Here is a 19,473-nt window from a genome sequence, read left to right as displayed (position 1 = left end):
CATTTGTGTATCGCATACATGCCCGTATGCGATACCAATTTATAGGCAGGATATTTCAATTATCCGCGAATGGCGGAAAAATCTGCCCGAAAAGCCGAAATCCGGTCACTCTATCTTCGAGACGAACTGATCCAGCGGACGGCGGATCTTCTTCAGATTGACCAGCCAGTCGCCCTCTTCCTGGCGATAGCCAAGCGGCAGGATCGTCACCGAGCGCAGACCCTTTTCGCGAAGACCGAGGATCTCGTCCAGCTTGGCGGGATCGAAGCCTTCCATCGGCGTTGCATCCACACCTTCGAAGGCAGCCTGTGCGACGGCCATGCCGAAGCCGATATAGGCCTGACGAGCGGCGTGCTCGAAATTAACCTCGGGGTCGCGTTTCGGATAGCTGTCGAGAAGGGACTGACGGTACTTCTCCCAGCCTTCGTTCTTGAAGCCGCGCTCTTCGTTCGTCAGATCGAACATGTGGTTGATGCGCTCTGGCGTGTAATTGTCCCAGGCGGCGAAGACCAAGAGATGCGAACCATCGGTGATCTGCGCCTGGTTCCAGGCGATCTCCTGGATTTTGGCGCGAACGTCCGGATTGGTGACGACGATGATTTCGAAGGGCTGCAGGCCGCTGGACGTCGGAGCCAGACGCGCCGCCTCGATGATGCGGTCCACCTTGTCCTCGGACACAGCCTTGGCAGGGTCCATCTTCTTCGTGGCATAACGCCAGTTCAGTTTATCGATCAGCATAGAAACTCCTTGGCGGGCCAGCCATGCGCGTCAATGCGCGGTCTGAAGCCCTTTGAAACGCAGATACAGATAGGGTCTGTTGCGCCGCACACAAGAAGGCACAGAAATGTAACCATGCGATTTTGCAGGCGTTTGTGGCCGCTCAATGCACGGACGATTTCGACAGCAGATTGAGGATGATCACGCCGGCGAGGATGAATGCCATGCCGACAAAGCCCCAGAAATCCACGCGCTGGCCGAAGACGAACCAGCCGAGTGTCGCCGTCAAAAGGATGCCGCCACCGGCCCAGATGGCGTAAGCCACACCCACCGGAATGCGATCGAGGATCATCGACAGGAAGAAGAAGGCAGCGCCATAGCCGATGACGACGGCGATGGAGGGGACGAGGACGGTGAACCCTTTCGATGCCTTGAGCGACATGGTCGCGACGACTTCGCTGATCACAGCAAGAGCGAGAATGGCATAAGCGGGCATGGGCAATCTCCAATGGCAGAGACCGCTTAAACATCAGAAATTGCAGCGCTCGTCACCATCACAGTTTCGTGAGGCCCCAAGGTTCAACGACGAAGGGCCGCTGGCAGAGCATTTGCCCCGCCAGCGGCCCTTCGTTTAGGTTTTTACTTCTTGGCGAAGGCCAGAAGATCGGCGTTCAGCACGTCGGCATTGACCGTCAGCATGCCGTGGGAGAAGCCCGGATACGTCTTCAACTCACCGTTCTTCAGAAGCTTGATCGACTTCTGAGCGGAGTCCGCAATCGGAACGATCTGGTCGTCTTCGCCATGCAGCACCAGCATCGGAACGCCAATCGCCTTCAGGTCGTCCGTCTGGTCGGTTTCGGAGAACGCCTTGATGCCATCGTAATGGGCCTTCGCGCCGCCCATCATGCCCTGACGCCACCAATTCTGGATCACGCCTTCATGCACCTTAGCACCATCGCGGTTGAAGCCATAGAAGGGGCCAGCCGGAACGTCGCGGAAGAACTGCGCGCGGTTGGCGGCAAGTGCGGAACGGAAACCATCGAACACTTCGATCGGCAGACCTTCCGGGTTGGCCTTGGTCTTCAGCATCAGCGGCGGAACGGCGGAGACCAGAACCGCCTTGGCAACGCGCCCTGCCGGTTCGCCGTGCTTGGCCACATAGCGGGCAACTTCGCCGCCGCCGGTGGAGTGGCCGATATGAATGGCGCTCTTCAGGTCCAGCGCCTCGACGACAGCAAAGGCGTCGGCGGCGTAATGGTCCATGTCGTGACCTTCGGACACCTGCTCCGAGCGGCCATGTCCACGGCGGTCATGGGCAACGACGCGGTAGCCGTTGGCAAGGAAGAACAGCATCTGCGCGTCCCAGTCGTCGGAAGACAGCGGCCAGCCATGGTGGAAGACAACCGGCTGCGCGTCCTTTGGACCCCAGTCCTTGTAGAAGATCTGCACGCCGTCTTTGGTGGTAACGTAACCCATGTTGATATCTCCTTGTGCTAAATTGGTTGCTGCAGAGGCGGATGAAAAATCGAGTGGCGAGAGTGCGGCGCCTGCGAGGGCGGCACCTCCGATCAAGACACTGCGCCTCGACACGAAAAAGCGGTTGGCGTCATTGGTTGTCCCTGGTTCCGTCATCGCGCTCTCCTGTCGGTGCCTGTCTGGTTGCTGTTGACTTGAACAAGCTAGCGCCTTGCTCTACACAAAACACGTGGCGCAAACGACTTTATAGAAGGCAAAAGTGACAATGGTGCAAATGCTGGAAAAAGGTGTCGAGACGGATGTCGCGACGACCGTCGATACGAATATCAGCACTATCGAAATTGCGCTACTCATCTATCCAGACTGTCAGCTGGCCGCGATCTACGGGCTGACCGATCTCTTCAGCCTCGCGTCCAGCTGGGCGATGGCGCTGGAAGGTCGCGCCGGTGAAACCGGCATCCGCATCAGTCATTGGAAGATGGAAGGCGACACGGTCTCTTGCATCTGGGATTCGCATCCGGGCGAGCCCCATGCACTGCGCTACGTCATCGCGCCGCCCAGCATTGTCATGCCGGAGAAGATGCAGAGCATGACGCCCGCCTCACAGTGGCTTTCAGCACAACATGCCGAAGGCGTGACCGTCTGCTCGGTCTGTGCCGGCGCTTTCGTGCTGGCCGAAACCGGCCTCATCAACGGGCGGCGGGCCACCACCCACTGGGCCTTTGCCGACAGGCTGTCAGAGCGCTTTCCCGGCATCGATGTGGCACCCGACAATATGATCATCGACGACGGCGACGTGATCACCGCAGGCGGCATCCTCGCCTGGGCCGATCTCGGCCTGCTGCTCGTGGAAAAACTTCTCGGCCAGACGGTGATGCTGGAGACCGCCCGCTTCCTCATCGTCGATCCGCCGCGCGCCAGCCAGGCCCGTTACAAGGCCTTCCTGCCGCGATTCGACCATGGCGACCGCGAGGTGCTGCAGATCCAGCACCAGTTCCACGCCACCCCGGAATTGCAAAAGAGCGTTGGCGAACTGGCAGACGGCGTGAACCTCTCGGAGCGCACCCTGCAACGCCGCTTCTTCCGCGCCACGAAACTGAAGCTCACCGAGTATCACCAGAATGTCCGCATCATGAAGGCGCGGCAATTGCTGGAAACCACTAACGGCTCCATCGAATCCATCGCCTGGTCCGTCGGCTACACCGACCCCGCGGCGTTTCGCAAGATTTTCGGACGGCTGACGGGGACGACGCCGAATGTGTATCGGGGGGATGTGCGGGTGTGAAATCCTCGCGCTATTGGAGGCGCGTGCGGAAGAGTTGGTCTGAAGCATCCACCCTCATTCCTGTGCTTGTCACAGGAATCCAGTCAGACCAAGTCTTTGGTCTGGCAGGGCGTCTTTTCGCCGCGCAGACGCGCGTCGGCTGGATTCCCGTGACGAGCACGGGAATGAGGGAGTAAAAGACTTCACCCCGAACGCACGTCCTGGGTGAAGCAACTGCAACAACCGGTCTCTACCGGCCAAAACCTCAAACGTAGCGATTGACGACGTTTTCGAGATATTCCTGGCGACCGGACTTCGGCTCGGGGTTGATGTTTTCCCGCTCCACCTTGGCCGCGATCTCTTCCAGCTTCATTTCGCCGCGCAGCATCTTCTGGGCTTCCGGCTGGTCCCACTTGGCGTAGCGCTCAGAAAGCGGCTTGGAGAGCGCGCCGTCTTCCACCATCTTCGCCGCAGCCTTCAGACCACGGGCGCAGCAATCCATGCCGCCGATATGGCCGATCAGCAGATCTTCCGGATCGAGCGACTGGCGACGCAGCTTGGAGTCGAAGTTTGTGCCACCGGTGGTGAAGCCGCCAGCCTGCAGGACCTGGTAATAGGCAAGTGCCATTTCCGGGACATTGTTGGGGAACTGGTCGGTATCCCAACCGGACTGGTAGTCGTTGCGGTTCATGTCGATAGAGCCGAAGATGCCGAGCGTGTTGGCAAGCGCCAGCTCATGCTCGAAGGTGTGGCCGGCAAGGATCGCGTGGCCCTGCTCGATATTCATCTTCACTTCGTTTTCGAGGCCGTACTTCTTCAGGAAGCCATAGACAGTCGCGACGTCGTAATCATACTGGTGCTTGGTAGGCTCCTGCGGCTTCGGCTCGACCAGGATCGTGCCTTTGAAGCCGATCTTGTACTTGTACTCCACCACCATGTGCAGCATGCGCGCCATCTGGTCGAACTCTCGGGAGAGGTCGGTGTTGAGCAGCGTCTCGTAACCTTCGCGGCCGCCCCATAGGACATAGTTCTCGCCGCCGAGTTTCATCGTGGCGTCCATGCAGGTCTTGATGGTGGCTGCCGAATAGGCAAACACATCCGGATCCGGATTGGTGGAGGCGCCTGACATGAAGCGGCGGTTGGAGAAGAGGTTCGCCGTGCCCCAGAGAAGCTTCACGCCGGTCTCTTCCTGCTTCTTCTGCAGGTAATCGACGATCTCGTTGAGGTTCCTGGTGCTTTCCGCAAAGGTCTTGCCTTCCGGCCGCGCATCCGCATCGTGGAAGCAGTAATAGGGTGCGCCGAGAAGGCTGAACATTTCGAACGCCACATCGGCCTTCAGCTTGGCCTTCTGCATGTCATCGCCAAACCATGGGCGGTCGAAGGTGCGTCCGCCGAAGGGATCGCTGCCTTCCCAGGCAAAGGAGTGCCAGTAGGCGACCGCAAAGCGCAGATGGTCTTCCATGCGCTTGCCGGCGACGATCTCATCGGGGTTGTAGTAGCGGAAGGCCAGCGGATTGGTGCTGTCCGGGCCTTCATATTTGACCTTGGCGATATCGCCGAAAAATCCAGTGCTCATCGTTACTTCTCCCTTGATGGTGTGTGGTTAGCGGCGTTGGAGGGTGTGGTTCACCCCCCTTCCTACGCCTAATGCGACAGCGGCTTGATCGCCGGATAAAGCGCGCGGTACCGCGCATAAGCCTCTTCATAAGCGCCAGACAGCGCTGCCACCGGCTCGATGGTTTCTTCCGTTTCCGGCTGGCTACAGACGGCAACCGGGTCGGCCCCGGTTGCGGCAATCAGGCCAAGACGCGCGGCGCCAAAGGCCGCGCCGAAATCGCCTTCCGCCGGAATATCGACCGGCACGCCGAGCGAGGTGGCAATCGAGGCCAGCCAATAGCGCGAACGCGATCCACCGCCGATGGCGGTGACGCGCGAGATCGAAGTGCCAGCCGATTTCAGCGCTTCGAGATTGTCGCGGATGGCAAAGGTCACGCCTTCCAGCACGGCCTGCGTCAGCGCCTTGCGGTCGCTTTCATGCGAAAGGCCGATGAAGGAGCCGCGAATGGCCGCGTCATTGTGCGGGGTGCGTTCGCCGGAGAGATAGGGCGCGAAGGTGACGCCGGTTGGTGCTTGCAGGTCGTCGCCGAGCTCGCTGGAAAGTTCGGACGCAGATTTGCCGGCAATGCCGGAATACCAGTTGAGCGCATCGGTGGCCGATAGGATCACGCCCATCTGGTGCCAGGTGTTGGGCAGCGCGTGGCAGAAGGAGTGAACGGCACTCTCCGGCTTCGGCAGATAGGAGGCATTGGCGGCAAAGAGCACGCCCGAGGTGCCGAGAGACACGAAGGCGTGGCCTTCGGCAACCGTGCCCATGCCGCAGGCGGATGCGGCATTGTCGCCAGCGCCACCGGCGACGACCACCTTGCCGGAAATGCCCCAGGCGGAGGCAAGCTCGGAGCGAAGCACGCCCGCCTCATCGGTGCCTTCCACCAGCGAAGGCATGTGCTTCTCATCAAGATCGGTGGCCGCCAGCAATTCGGAAGACCATGCGCGCGCACCGGTATCGAGCCAGGAGGTGCCGGCAGAGTCGGACATTTCCGAAATGTACTCGCCCGTCAGCCACAGACGCAGATAATCCTTCGGCAGAAGCACCTTGGCGACCTTGGCAAAAATCTCCGGTTCGTTGTTCTTCACCCAGACGAGCTTCGGCGCGGTGAAGCCTGGAAAGACGATATTGCCGGTGATCCGGCGAAAGCGCGGGTCCGCGTCGAGCTTCGCAGCTTCGGCGTAAGAGCGCGTGTCGTTCCACAGGATCGAGGGGCGAAGAACGTCGCCACTCGCATCGATCAGCGTTGCGCCATGCATCTGGCCGGAAAGGCCGATGCCCTTGACCGCCGAAAGCTCGGCCGGAAATTTCGCCTTCAGCCCGGCGATCGCCGTTTCGGTCGCCTTGATCCAGTGGTCCGGATCCTGCTCCGACCAGCCGTGATGCGGACGCGAAATGTCCAGCGCGCCATTGGCCGAACCGATGACCGTCTGATCGCCATCGATCAGCAGCGCCTTGACGCCGGATGTTCCAAGATCAAGACCGAGATACATGTCGTCCTCCAAGATGGGATGTGATGGGGCTGGCGCAGTTGAGGCCGGGCCGCGCCCGAAACGGGTTCAAACGAAGAGTGCTCAAGGGAGATTGTCCCTCAGGAATATGTCGATACGGATACGCTCCTGCGCCTCGATGACGGTAAGCCCATCGGCGCGGGCTTTCAGCACGCGGATGGCGCTGCGCACCTCGTGGCCGGCATCCTGGTTCAGTACGGCATCCAGCACGCCGTCGCGAAGCGCTGCCGCGGTCGTGTCGTTCAGCTCATGGGCAATGACGCAGGGCCGGAAGCCATCATGGGCCTTCAGCGCACGTATCAGACCGCGATTGCCGGCACCGAGGCTATAGAGCCCGGCAAGCCGCGGATTGTCGCGCAGCGTGTCTCCGACCAGCGCGTCCACCCTGTCGGCATCGTCGCGTCCCTCCAGAACCGGACGGATGGAAAGATGCGGAAACTCCGCCTTGATCACACCTTCGAAGCCGGCCAGACGCTCACGGTGATCCTTCACCAGCATGGAGCCCGCCAGAACCGCAATCTCTGCCGTCTCTCTTGGCAGGAAGCGCCCCATCAGGCTTGCCGCCGTGCGGCCTGCAGCGGCATTGTCGACACCGGCGAAATGGTCGCGCTTGGAGCCCGTCAGATCCGACACCAGCGTCACGACAGCGATCCCGCTGTCAGCCAGACGATCCGTTGCCTCGACCACGTCCTCGGAATCGATCGCGACAAAGGCAACGCCCGACGGCTTTTCCAGCCGCGCCACATCCAGCGCCTGGGTGAGTGCCGCCGCATCGAAGGGCGGCACCTCGATGATGCGGATCGAGGTGCGCTCCACATAGGAGCGTGAGGCCGCACACCTCACCTCGTTGCGAAGCCCGGCCATAAAGGAATTGTCGTTGTTGGGAAGAACGAAGACCAGCGCATAGCTGCGCCCCTTGGCGAGGTTGGCGGCTGCGATATCGCGCACATAGCCAAGCTCGGAAATCGCCGCCTCCACCTTGGCGCGGGTCAGCTGATGCACGCCCGGACGCAGGTTGATCACCCGGTCGACGGTGGCGAGACTGACCCCTGCCTTGGACGCAATATCGTGAACTGTAGGCTTCATGCTTCCTCCCGCGCACCGTCATAGAGGAGTTTCTGAGGTACGTAAATCAGAAAATGATGTACGTACCTCATGAATGGGTTGCGGATTGGTCGCTTGAGCGGCCAGCGTTCTTTGTTCTACTGCGTTTCGGTTGTTCGCAGGCAGCCTGCCACACACTCTGCGTCATCCTCGGGCTTGACCCGAGGATGACGGCAGAGCGCGTGGATAGACCACAAAAACAAGCGGAGTGTCCAACCCAAACAAAAAAGGGGCCACCGTTTCCGGTGACCCCACATGCGCTGCGGTGGATAGGTGAAACTCAGTGGGCGGCATCGGGCGGCGGGGCCGCCTTTGGCTTTTTGATCAGCACCGTCAGGAAGATCAGCCCGGTGAACAGGAACGTCAAAAGCAGGAACACATCGGCAAAGGCCAGGATCCACGCCTGTTGCGACACCACGCCGACGAGCTTCTTGATCGCCACCGACGCGCCGTCGAGGCCGTAGGAGTCGTAATTGCCGCCGACATTGTTCAGCCAGTCGAGGGCTGCCGGATTGCCGTAATTCACATGCTCTGCAATGCGGACATAGTGGTCGTCGGTGCGCTGGCTGAGCACGGTGTTGATGATGGCCAGACCGACCGCACCGCCCAAGTTACGCGTGAGGTTGAAGAGACCGGATGCGTTCTTGATGCGGGCGGGCGGAAGCGTGCCGAGCGCGATGTTGTTGATCGGCACCATGCACATCATGAGGCCGAAACCGCGCAGGATCTGCGGGATCAGAAGCTCGTTGAAATCCCAGTCCGCCGTAACATGCGTCATGATCCAGGTGCCCGCGGCAAAGCTGATGAAGCCGATCGCCATCATCACCCGCGGATCGAGCTTGGCCGAAAGCCGCCCTGCAATCGGTGCGGTGAAGAACATGGTCAGACCCGAAACGAACATCGTCTCGCCGATCATCAGCGCATCATAGCCGCGCACGCGCCCCAGATAGAGCGGGTAGAGATAGGTCAAGCCGTAAAGGCCGATACCCATGACGAAGGAAAACAGCGAGCCGATGGAGAAATTCCGGTCTGCAAAGGCGCGCAGATCCACCACCGGGAAATCCACCTTGAAGGCCCGCCAGAAGAACACCACCGCGCCAATCGTCATGGCGATCGCGGCAATGACGATATTCTCGTCATTGAACCAGTCGTTATTGTTACCCTCTTCCAGCACATATTCCAGCGAGCCGAGGAAGACACCCATGGAGATCAGACCCCACCAGTCGAACTTCTTCCAAAGCGAGGTTTCCGGCTTGTCGAAATCGATCAGGCTCCAGGTCAGGATGGTGACGATGATGCCGGGAATGATGTTGACTAGGAACAACCAGTGCCAGGAAAAGGCGTTGGAAAGATAACCGCCGACTGTCGGGCCGATGGTGGGGGCAAGCGTTGCGACAAGGCCGATGATCGGTGAAACGATCGGGCGCTTGGAGGGCGGGAAGATGGTGAAGGCTGCAGCGAAGACGGACGGGATCATGCCGCCGCCGATAAAGCCCTGAATGGCGCGGTAGACGATCATCTGGTCGATATTCGTCGCGGTGGCGCAAAGCGCACTGGAAATGGTGAAGCCAGCGGCACAGGTGGCAAACAGCACGCGGGTGGAGAGAATGCGCGCAAGTGTACCAGACAGCGGGATCATGATGACCTCGGCAATCAGGTAGGATGTCTGCACCCAGGCAATCTCATCAGACCCGGCACCCAGACCCGCCTGAATCTCGGCCAGCGAGGCCGAGACGATCTGAATGTCGAGGATCGACATGAACATGCCGAAGACCATGGCGAAGAACGCGATCAGGCGTCTGCGGTCCATCGGCGGATCGACGGCGGCTGTGGTGCCGCCGCTCATGCTGGCTGTAGCCGCCATCGTAGTGATCCTTACTTTGATCCGGGCCGCCGGTTACTTGGACTGGTTCTGCGCTGCTGCCGTATCGGTCGCCTTGGGCGCCGTGCGGGTGTCGACATCGACAACTACGCTCAAGCCCGCGCGCAGATGATGCTTGTCGATATCTTCCTTGGACAGAACGACACGCACCGGCACGCGCTGGATCACCTTGGTGAAGTTGCCCGTGGCATTTTCCGGCGGCAGCATGGAGAAGACCGAGCCGGATGCTGGCGAGATCGACTGCACCGTGCCTTCGATGGCGTCATCGTCGAAGGCATCCACATGCACCGTCACCTTGGAACCGGGAACGATGCGTGCGAGCTGCGTTTCCTTGAAATTGGCATCGACGTAAAGCTGGTTCATCGGCACCAGAGAGGCCAGGCGCTTGCCGGCCGAAACCAGATCGCCCGTCTGAACCGAGAGATTGCCGATCACACCATCATAAGGCGCACGCAGAACGGTGAAGGAGAGATCGCGGGCGGCCTTGTCGCGCGCCAGTTCCAGCGTGCGGATCGAGCCTTCGGCCTCTTTGCGCTGCGCCTTCAAAAGTTCGATATTGGCCTGAGCCGCAACCACATTCGCCTGACCGGCGGCAAGATTGGCCTTGGCCTGCTCCAGCGCGATGCGGGCATTGTCGGCGGATGCGGCGGTGCCGACATCCTTCGACTGGAGCTCGGTAGCGCGCTTGTTGTTGATCTCGGCACCCTGAAGCGCTGCGTCAAGCGCGCCCTTCTGGGCTACGGCCTGGGCGAGAGCCGCCTCGCCGCCTGAAATCTGCGCGTCGATGCGGTTCAGGGACAGTTGCTGGGTGGCAAGCTGCGCCTCAGCCTGTTCCAGGGCGTTGCGGTAATCGCCATCGTCCAGCGTCACCAGCGGATCGCCAGCCTTTACCTGCTGGTTGGCGACGATATCCACCTTCGCGACATAGCCCGAAACCTTCGGCGAAATGACAGCGATATCGCCATGGATATAAGCGTCGTCGGTCGACACCATGAAGCGGCCCGTCGTCCAGTAGTCGTACCCATACCAGGCGGCACCGGCCAACAGCGCAAGTCCAATGATCGGAAGAAGCAAGGACTTGCCCTTCTTCTTCTGGACTGGCGGCTGCACCGGCGCTGCGGCCTTTGCGGCATCTGCTGGACGGTTTTCTTCAGTGCGGGCTTCAGCCTGAACTGTTGTCTGGGCTTCTGCTGCATCGGACGAATTGATCGCTCGCACTGCGCCACTCTTTTGAGACGACATGGTAGACACCTGGTTATACGAAATTTATTGAACTGAACCGTTCGGTTCGATTGACATAGTCCGTTTTAACGCACATATCAAGAGCCATCGAACCACCCGGTTCGATATGTTGAATTGAGTGTTAATCGCAACCGGACGGAAGACGATGACGGAGAGAGCTATCGAGGACGCATGTTCGACCGCTGCAGCGGGTGGGCGCTTTGCAGCGGGCGAGGACCCCTCCAAGCGCGAACAGATTCTCGACGGCGCGTGGCGCATGTTCCGGCAGAAGGGCTTCGATGCCGCCAGCATGAACGATATTACCCGGGAAGCAGGCGTTTCCAAGGGTACGATCTATGTCTACTTTTCCAACAAGGAAGAACTGTTCGAAGCGCTCATCGATCGCCACAGACGTGAATTTGCCGATTCCATGCGCGATATTCTCGCTGGCACCGAAGAGGTGCGCGAAGGCTTGAGGCAGTTCGGAACGGCCTTTGCCAATCGCCTGGTATGTACTGACATGATACCAGCCATGCGCTCACTGCTTGGCGTAATCGATCGCATGCCGAAACTTTCGCGCCGTTTCTTCAGCTCGGCGCCAAACAATGTCCGCATCGTTCTGGAAGAGTTCATCCGCCACCATATTTCCAATGGCAGTCTCGAGATCGATGATGTGGAACTGGCTGCACGCCAGTTTATCGAACTCTCCACCGGTACCTTTTTCAAATATCGCCTGTTCGGTGAGCTTGAAGGTCCGGTGCCCGACGAGGAACTGGAGCGCGTGATATCCAGCGCCATCCGCGTCTTCATGGCCGCCTATGGAACCAAAGCTGCCTGAGACCATTCATTCTTCCGCACTATTGCAATGAGCGCCGCCGGACCTTGGTTCCGACGGCGCTTTTGACATACCAGCGTCGCAACTTTTTAGTTATAAATCGCCATTATCTGCGCTAATTACGTGGAAAAATAACCCTTAGTTGAAAGGAAGTCCGGCCCGATGGAGTCCATCGTCCCTCTCTTGTCAGATCCCACCGCATGGGTGGCGCTCGTCACCCTTATCGTCATGGAGGTGGTGCTGGGTATCGACAACCTGATCTTCATCTCGATCCTGACCAACAAGCTGCCGGAACACCAGCGGGAAAAGGCACGGCGCATCGGTATCGGTCTGGCGCTCGTCATGCGTCTTGGACTGCTCGGCACCGTCGCCTGGATCGTGCAGTTGACGGAGCCGGTCTTTGAAGTCTTCGGCCAGCCCTTCTCCTGGAAGGACATCATTCTCATCGTCGGCGGTCTCTTCCTCGTCTGGAAGGCCACCAAGGAAATCCACCACAACGTGGACCCGATCGATCACAAGGAAGACATGGTCGGCGGCAAGGTTGCCATCACCAGCTTTTCGTCGGCCATCGTCCAGATCCTGCTTCTCGACCTGGTTTTCTCGGTGGACAGCATCATCACCGCAGTCGGCATGACCCCGCACGTGCCGATCATGGTCGTCGCCGTCGTCTTTGCCGTCACCGTCATGCTGCTCGCCGCAACCCCGCTTGCCAACTTCATCGAGCGCAACCCGACGGTCGTCATGCTGGCACTCGCCTTCCTGCTGATGATCGGTACGACGCTGATTGCCGAAGGCATGGGCTTCCATGTGCCGAAGGGCTACGTCTACGCCGCCATGGCGTTTTCGGCGCTGGTGGAAGTGCTCAACATCGTCTCGCGCAATTCCAAGCGCAAGAAGAGCAGCACCCTGCATTGATGCTGTGAAGACATCCCTGGAGCCCGCACCCGCTGCGGGCTCCAGCTTAAACTCAAGGCTGAACACGGCGCTTGCGCCTCAAGTCTGAGAGACAAGCAACCTCAAAGACTTGTCCAAGGGCACGCCCGGATGCCGCATGCGCGGCACGCCCGCAAAACCCGCAAAGCCGGCAGGAACAAGTGGCACAGCGCCCGCGTTCTTGATGCACCCTCCCTGGGTCATCCCCGCATTGTCCAATGGCAATGCCCTCCTGAAAGTACCCCCGCATGACCACAGAGCAGATCCTCGCCTTCGCCGTGATTGCTGGGATGATGGTGGCCTTCATGTGGGACAGGTTCCGCTACGACGTGGTGGCCTGCAGCGCGCTTCTGGTGGCCGTTGCCGTCGGTGTGGTTCCCTTCGACAAGGCCTTTTCCGGCTTCTCCGACGATATCGTCATCATTGTCGGCAGCGCGCTGATCGTCAGTTCCGCCGTGGCGCGCTCCGGCATCGTCGATTTCATCATCAAGCGCTATTTGCCGGAAATGCGCTCGAAAGGCCTGCAACTGGCTTTCCTCATGGTGACCGTTGCCGTCATGTCGGCCTTCATCAAGAACATCGGCGCGCTCGCCATCATGATACCGGTCGCCTTCCAGTTTGCCCGCAAGTCCGGCAGCCCCGTCTCCTTCTATCTGATGCCGATGGCCTTTTCCGCCCTTCTCGGCGGCTTGATGACGCAGATCGGCACGTCGCCCAATATCGTCGTGTCGCGCCTTCGCGAGGAGATGACCGGGCAGAGCTTCAGCATGTTCGATTTCACCCCCGTCGGCCTTGCGCTGACGGTCGTCGGCATTCTTTTCCTCACCGTCGGCTATCGTCTTTTGCCGGTGCGGGCAAAGCAGCAGGCGTCTGTGGAAGATATTCTCGACCAAGCAAGCTACACCGCCGAAGCCACACTTTCGCCCGACAGCGTGCTCGTCGACAAGCCACTGCGCGAACTCCTGCGTCTTGGCGATGGCGACGTGATCGCCAGAACCATTCTGCGTGGGCCCCGCCGCATCTCGCCCTTTCCCGATGTGACGTTGAAGGCTGGCGACACCGTCATGCTGGAAGGCAGCCCGGAAGGTCTCGACCGGATGGTGTCGCAGGCAAACCTCATCCTCTCGGGCAAGCCGCTCACCGACAAGGGCGAAAAGGTCGTCGATCTCATCTCCATGGAAGCCGTCATCAGCAACGATTCCCACCTGAACGGCATGTCGGCGCGCGAACTGGCGCTTTCCTATACGCGCGGCGTCAATCTGATTGCCGTGTCACGGCGCGGTCAGCGCGTCAGCGAACGCCTGAGCGATCTGACGCTGAAGGCGGGCGACGTGCTGTTGTTGCAGGGCAGCCGCAAGAATGTGCCGCTGATGCTGCAGGAGTTTTCGCTGCTGCCGCTTGCCCAGCGCGAAATCCTGCTTGGCGTCAAGCGCCGCGCCTTCATGCCGCTGATCGTGCTTGCCGCCGCCATGATTGCCGCCGGCAGCGGCCTGGTACCGGTTTCGGTCGCCTTCTTCGCCGCCGCCTTCCTGATGATCGTGGTCGGCGCCATCCCACTGACGGAGGTCTACAAGTCCGTGGACGGCCCAATCCTCGTCATGCTCGCCGCCCTCATTCCCGTCAGCGACAGCCTGAGAACCACAGGTGCCAGCGAGTTGATTGCCCACTGGCTTGGCAGCGTCGCCCATGGTCTTCCGCCCTTTGCCGCACTTGGCATGATCCTGCTCACGGCAATGGCGGTGACGCCCTTCCTCAACAATGCCGCCACCGTTCTGGTGATGGCGCCGATTGCAGCAGGTTTTGCCACCACGCTCGGCTTTCGGCCCGAAGCCTTTCTGATGGCCGTCGCGATCGGTGCCGGTTGCGACTTCCTTACCCCCATCGGCCACCAGTGCAACACGCTGGTCATGGGACCGGGCGGCTATCGCTTCAGTGATTATCCGCGCCTTGGCCTTCCGCTCTCCTTCATCATCGTCATCGTCAGCATTCCCATGCTGCTGTACGTCTGGCCGGTGTCCTAAGGGTGCCTGCTCCGGCACCACCGGCAAGACAGCGCAACAGTCTTTTCTTGACGCCTGCGGCGGAATGTGGCCTAAGCCATGCCCAATGGGATGGTGTGAAATGGCGCTTGATCCAACGCCTGTTTTTGCCAATCCTGCCGCATCCAACGTCAATTTCGCTGACAACAGGCTGATTTCAGCCTTGCGTCGCTGCAACGTCACGACGAGTGAATTTCAATGACCACTTCCGGCGTCCGCGTCCGTATTGCCCCTTCCCCCACCGGCGAGCCGCATGTCGGCACGGCCTATATCGCGCTCTTCAACTATCTCTTCGCCAAGAAACACGGCGGCGAGTTCATTCTGCGCATCGAAGATACCGATGCCACGCGCTCGACGCGCGAATATGAAGAGAAGGTTCTGGAAGCGCTGAAATGGACCGGCCTGACCTGGTCGGAAGGCCCGGATGTCGGCGGCCCTTATGGCCCCTACCGCCAGTCCGAACGCAAGGACATGTACTGGCCTTACGCTGAGGAGCTGCTCGACAAGGGCCACGCCTTCCGCTGTTTCTGCACGCCGCAGCGCCTGGAAGAAATGCGCGAAGCACAGCGCGCCGCCGGCAAGCCGCCGGGCTATGACGGTCTTTGTCTTCACCTGAAGGCGGAAGAAGTCACCGCCAAGATGGAAGCGGGCGAGCCTTCCGTCGTGCGCATGAAGATCCCGACCGAAGGTTCCTGCGATTTCCATGACGGCGTCTATGGCGATGTCTCGATCCCGTGGGAATCGGTCGACATGCAGGTGCTGATCAAGGCCGACGGCATGCCGACCTATCACATGGCAAACGTCATCGACGACCATCTGATGAAGATCACCCATGTGGCGCGCGGCGAAGAGTGGCTGGCATCGGTGCCCAAGCACATTCTGCTCTATCGCTATTTCGGCTGGCAGGAGCCGGTGTTCATGCATCTGTCCCTGATGCGCAACGCCGACAAGTCGAAGCTTTCCAAGCGCAAGAACCCGACCTCGATCTCCTACTATTCCGCGCTCGGCTATCTGCCGGAAGCGCTGATGAACTTTCTCGGCCTGTTCTTCATCCAGATTGCTGAAGGCGAAGAGCTGCTGTCGATGGACGAGCTTGCGGCGAAATTCGATCCGGACGCGCTCTCCAAGGCCGGCGCGATCTTCGACATCCAGAAGCTCGACTGGCTGAACGGTCGCTGGCTGCGCGAAAAGCTCACGCCGGAAGAGTTCATTGCCCGCACGCTGGAATGGGCGATGTTGAACCAGCGCCTGACCGAAGGCCTGAAGCTCTCCCAGAGCCGTGTGTCAAAGCTTGGCGAATTGCCCAATCTCGCAGGCTTCCTGCTCTCTGGCGATGTAGGTCTTACACCGGCCTCCTTTGCCGGGCTGAAGAGCAAGCCGGAAGAGATCCTCGAGATCCTGACGACCGTTGCTACCGATCTGGAAAAGATGCCCGACTGGAACGTCGAGGCCATCGAAGCGGAACTGCGAGATGTGGCCGAACGCACGGGCAAGAAGCTGCGCGTCGTCACCCCGCCGCTGTTCGTCGCCATGTCCGGCTCGTCGCGCTCCCTGCCGCTCTTCGATTCCATGGCGCTGCTCGGCCGCTCCGTCGTGCGCCAGCGCCTGAAGGCTGCCGTCGCCGTCGTCACGACGATGGTTGGCGCTGCCGGCTGAGGCTGACCGACGGCACCAAGTTGCTCTGCCGTCATCCTCGGGCTTGACCCGAGGATCCACGCCAAGGTCTCCTAAGGCCGACGGATGGAACGAGCGCCAGACTATGGATCCTCGGCTCAAGGCCGAGGATGACGAATACGGAAAACGAGTGCAGCCAACCCACCTGGCGGCCACAGACACAAGAACAACTCGCCCGAAAAAGGCTTCAAGACCATGACCGACACCAAGACGACCGAAACGACTGCCCTGTCCTCCGACGCCACCGAAGTGCGCCGCCAGAAGCTGGCGCTTTTGCGCGACAAGATCGGCGACGTCTATCCGGCGCATTTCCACCGCACGCTGACCAATGCCGAGCTTGCGGAAAAATATGCCGATATCGAGCCGGATGTCGAAACGGGCGATACGGTGACGGTTGCAGGCCGCGTCTACTCCTCGCGCAATTCCGGCATGTTCATGGATATCCATGATGCGTCCGGCAAGGTGCAGATCTTCTCGCACAAGGATACGACGCCGGAAGCAGCCCGCGAGATGCTGCCGATGATCGACATCGGCGACATCATCGGCGTTACCGGCAAGGTGCGCCGCACCAAGCGTGGCGAGCTGACGATCAATGCCGAAGAGATCACCATGCTCACCAAGTCACTTCTGCCGATGCCGGAGAAGTGGAACGGCATTTCCGACGTCGAAATCCGCTATCGCAAGCGCCATCTGGACATCCTCTCCAATGAGGAATCCAAGCTGCGCTTCCAGCAGCGTTCCAAGATCATTTCCGGCATCCGCCGCTTCATGGAGGCCGAAGGCTTCCTCGAAGTCGAGACCCCGATGCTGCAGACGGTCTATGGCGGCGCGACCGCCGATCCGTTCAAGACCTTCCACAACACGCTGAAGATGGACATGTATCTGCGCATCGCGCCGGAACTGTTCCTGAAGCGCACGCTGGTGTCCGGCCTGTCCGACAAGGTCTTCGAGGTCAACCGCAACTTCCGCAATGAGGGCGTGTCGACACGGCACAATCCCGAATTCACCATGCTGGAATGCTACTGGGCCTATGCCGACTACGAGGACATTATGAGCCTCGTGGAGCGCATGTTCGAGACGCTGGCCATTGCTATCCACGGCACCACCGAGCTTGATTTCCAGGGCCAGAAAATTTCCTTCAAGGGCCCGTTCAAGCGCGTGCCGATGCCAGATGCCGTCAAGGAAGCTACCGGCATCGACTTCCTGGCGATCAAGACCGACGAGGAAGCCCGCGCTGCCGCCAAGGCCGCCGGCTTTGAAGTCGAAAAGGACTGGACCTGGGGCGAATGCCTCGCCTTCATCTTCGAGGAAAAGGTCGAAGGCACGCTGATCCAGCCAAGCCACGTGACGCATTTCCCCAAGGACATCTCGCCCTTCGCCAAGGAAGTGCCGGGCGAGCCGCGTCTGGTCGAGCGCTTCGAAAGCTATTGCAACGCCTGGGAAGTCGGCAATGCCTTCTCCGAACTGAACGACCCGGAAGAACAGCGCCGCCGCATGGTGGAACAGCTGGAACAGGCCCACGCCCGCGGCGAAAAGGACAAGCAGCTCGACGACGAATTCCTCGACGCCATCGACCAGGGCATGCCCCCCGCCGGCGGCCTCGGCATCGGCGTCGACCGCCTGGTCATGCTGCTCACCAACGCCCCCTCGATCCGCGACGTCATCCTCTTCCCAGCCCGCCGCCAGAAGGCAGACTGAGGTTTAAGAACTGCGAAGGACCGTCGCGACGAGCGGCGGTCCGAGATAAGCGGCTTATTGGTTCGGCCTTATCATCCTGCCTCACCTGTCCTTGATCCGAGGATCAGCACAGGACTGTGGAAGGGTTCGTGCCTTCGATGGCAATTTTCGATCTCGCTGCTCGCGTTCCTGCAGAACTGGCAACATACTCACATGCACGAGGGGGGTCATTAAGCCCCTCATCTCGCGCCAGGCAATCCAATCAATGCTCGGGCTTCGGAGCCTCTGCGGTCTTATCGCCACCAGCAGCAGCATCATGTCCCGCCGCCTCGGCCGCAGGCGCATCGTGTCCACCAGCCGCCGTGCCGGACGCTGCACTGCCCTGTGCGGCAGGCTCTTCCGCTACGGCGGGGGCGCTGTGACCCTCCGCCTCATTCCCACCGTCTGAAGCCGGGGCGCTGCCATGGTCGCCAGCCGCTGCCGGCTCGCCATGGCCTTCCGCCGCTGGCTGCTCGGCCGCAACCGCCGTCGTCTCACCCTTACCGAACAGCAGCGACTTGATGTAGCCGAAGCTGAACATGCTTTCGCTCTTGTCCGGTGTCGAAGTCAAAAGTGGCTCAGCAGAACCGTGACCACTGCCATCGGCATTGGCAGGCGCATCGTGGCCGCCTTCGGCAGGCTTGTCGCCACCGCCATGTCCATCGCCTTCGGCGCCGTGGCCATCCGATCCCTTGCTTTCGCCGTGCCCGCCCGAGGCCTCAGCACCGTGACCGGCAGGCGCGCCGTGGCCACCCGCCGGAGCGCCATGTCCGTCGCCGGCAGTGGCCGCGACCGGATCGACGCAATCGGCAAATTCGGTGAGCGACGCGGTCATCGCCTTGGCGTCTTCGACGGGCAGATCGATGCGCAATCCGTAAAACTGGCCGTCATCGGCGGCCGCGCCATCATAGTAATAGGCGGAATAACTCTGAGAAGCAGCGCCTTCCGGCAGCTTGCTGGGATCGGCGATGTAGATTGCCTGCGCCGCGATCGATCGGCCGCGCATGTCGGCGCGCATCTGCGGTCCCTTGGCATCCAGCACCGAGACCTGGACGAGATCGGGATGGTCCTTGTCGTAGATGGCCTTGGCCACGCGCAGCGCCGTCTTCATGCGCTCCGGGCCATCACCACCTTCCGTGCGGACGAATTTGCGGATCCAGACCGAGCCGTTCTTCTTGATCTTGACTGTCTGCGCCGTCTTGCATTCCAGGCCGTTCTGCACGACCTCCGAATTACCGAAGAGCTGATCCCTGCCGACGACAATGGCAGCAACGCCGGAGGCACCACCCAGAAGGAGGATGCCACCGCCAATCAATACCACTTTGCGGGAAAACCGTATTCTTTTGAACACTGCTTTCACGTCAAACGTCCCGACATAGACAACCTCGTCTAACGCCTTCGTCTCCCGTCGCGCCTCGTTGCGCCACCGGAGTGGAAAAAGGCCGGATGGTGATAGACCACATCCGTGCAGCCATTGATCTTGATGGCTTCTCAT

General features: G+C 60.4%; 15 protein-coding genes. 6 read left to right on the top strand and 9 right to left on the bottom strand.

Annotated features, from left to right (window positions below; genetic code table 11):
* Nucleotides 1-105: 105 nt before the first annotated feature.
* The 3 genes from ACTJK5_RS00175 to ACTJK5_RS00165 all read right to left on the bottom strand — a co-directional run bounded on the left by ACTJK5_RS00175 (nt 106) and on the right by ACTJK5_RS00165 (nt 2,193).
* Nucleotides 106-738 carry an NAD(P)H-dependent oxidoreductase gene (locus tag ACTJK5_RS00175; RefSeq protein WP_440611583.1) on the bottom strand — a complete coding sequence of 211 codons (633 nt, stop codon included), beginning with the start codon at nt 736-738 and terminating at the stop codon, nt 106-108.
* A 142-nt stretch (nt 739-880) separates the two neighbouring features.
* Entirely contained in the window at nt 881-1,213 is a 333-nt protein-coding gene (locus ACTJK5_RS00170) for a DMT family transporter (protein ID WP_113261818.1), read from the bottom strand.
* A 143-nt stretch (nt 1,214-1,356) separates the two neighbouring features.
* Nucleotides 1,357-2,193, bottom strand: coding sequence for an alpha/beta fold hydrolase (locus tag ACTJK5_RS00165; RefSeq protein WP_440612545.1), 837 nt, complete (start codon nt 2,191-2,193; stop codon nt 1,357-1,359).
* A gap of 265 nt (nt 2,194-2,458) precedes the next feature.
* On the opposite strand from ACTJK5_RS00165, the gene ACTJK5_RS00160 reads away from it, so the two are divergent.
* The gene (locus ACTJK5_RS00160; protein WP_440612544.1) at nt 2,459-3,478 is read left to right on the top strand and encodes a GlxA family transcriptional regulator; all 1,020 of its coding nucleotides are present in this window, start codon (nt 2,459-2,461) and stop codon (nt 3,476-3,478) included.
* A gap of 244 nt (nt 3,479-3,722) precedes the next feature.
* Here the strand turns inward: ACTJK5_RS00160 and xylA are convergent, their stop codons facing one another.
* From xylA to ACTJK5_RS00135, 5 genes are all read right to left on the bottom strand, one after another.
* A complete protein-coding gene (gene xylA / locus ACTJK5_RS00155) occupies nt 3,723-5,033 on the bottom strand; it encodes a xylose isomerase (RefSeq protein ID WP_440611582.1) in 1,311 nt (436 codons plus the stop codon).
* A 68-nt stretch (nt 5,034-5,101) separates the two neighbouring features.
* Nucleotides 5,102-6,556 (bottom strand): xylulokinase, encoded by a 1,455-nt coding sequence (gene xylB, locus ACTJK5_RS00150; RefSeq protein WP_440611581.1) that lies wholly within the window; start codon nt 6,554-6,556, stop codon nt 5,102-5,104.
* 81 nt (nt 6,557-6,637) lie between these two features.
* Nucleotides 6,638-7,660 (bottom strand): LacI family DNA-binding transcriptional regulator, encoded by a 1,023-nt coding sequence (locus ACTJK5_RS00145; RefSeq protein ID WP_440611580.1) that lies wholly within the window; start codon nt 7,658-7,660, stop codon nt 6,638-6,640.
* 298 nt (nt 7,661-7,958) lie between these two features.
* Complete coding sequence (locus tag ACTJK5_RS00140) at nt 7,959-9,542, bottom strand: DHA2 family efflux MFS transporter permease subunit (RefSeq protein WP_440611579.1); 1,584 nt, start codon at nt 9,540-9,542, stop codon at nt 7,959-7,961.
* 33 nt (nt 9,543-9,575) lie between these two features.
* Nucleotides 9,576-10,802, bottom strand: a complete 1,227-nt coding sequence (locus ACTJK5_RS00135; protein ID WP_296078447.1) for an HlyD family secretion protein — start codon at nt 10,800-10,802, stop codon at nt 9,576-9,578.
* 145 nt (nt 10,803-10,947) lie between these two features.
* Between ACTJK5_RS00135 and ACTJK5_RS00130 the strand changes: the two genes are divergently transcribed.
* The 5 genes from ACTJK5_RS00130 (at nt 10,948) to lysS (ending at nt 17,960) form a co-directional block, all read left to right on the top strand.
* Entirely contained in the window at nt 10,948-11,619 is a 672-nt protein-coding gene (locus ACTJK5_RS00130; RefSeq protein ID WP_296014435.1) for a TetR/AcrR family transcriptional regulator, read from the top strand.
* 159 nt (nt 11,620-11,778) lie between these two features.
* Nucleotides 11,779-12,531 (top strand): TerC family protein, encoded by a 753-nt coding sequence (locus tag ACTJK5_RS00125; protein WP_062598961.1) that lies wholly within the window; start codon nt 11,779-11,781, stop codon nt 12,529-12,531.
* 266 nt (nt 12,532-12,797) lie between these two features.
* Nucleotides 12,798-14,570, top strand: coding sequence for an SLC13 family permease (locus ACTJK5_RS00120; protein WP_112520887.1), 1,773 nt, complete (start codon nt 12,798-12,800; stop codon nt 14,568-14,570).
* Between the two features lie 216 nt (nt 14,571-14,786).
* Nucleotides 14,787-16,244, top strand: coding sequence for a glutamate--tRNA ligase (gltX, locus tag ACTJK5_RS00115; RefSeq protein ID WP_440611578.1), 1,458 nt, complete (start codon nt 14,787-14,789; stop codon nt 16,242-16,244).
* A 213-nt stretch (nt 16,245-16,457) separates the two neighbouring features.
* A complete protein-coding gene (gene lysS / locus ACTJK5_RS00110; RefSeq protein ID WP_062424978.1) occupies nt 16,458-17,960 on the top strand; it encodes a lysine--tRNA ligase in 1,503 nt (500 codons plus the stop codon).
* A 241-nt stretch (nt 17,961-18,201) separates the two neighbouring features.
* On the opposite strand, the gene ACTJK5_RS00105 is transcribed toward lysS, so the two are convergent.
* Complete coding sequence (locus ACTJK5_RS00105) at nt 18,202-19,329, bottom strand: hypothetical protein (protein ID WP_440611577.1); 1,128 nt, start codon at nt 19,327-19,329, stop codon at nt 18,202-18,204.
* Nucleotides 19,330-19,473 lie beyond the last annotated feature (144 nt).

Source organism: Agrobacterium sp. 22094, from assembly GCF_052046015.1.
Taxonomy (GTDB): domain Bacteria; phylum Pseudomonadota; class Alphaproteobacteria; order Rhizobiales; family Rhizobiaceae; genus Agrobacterium; species Agrobacterium cavarae.
Note: the sequence above shows the minus strand (reverse complement) of the source record. Positions and strands in the feature narration are given on the sequence as shown.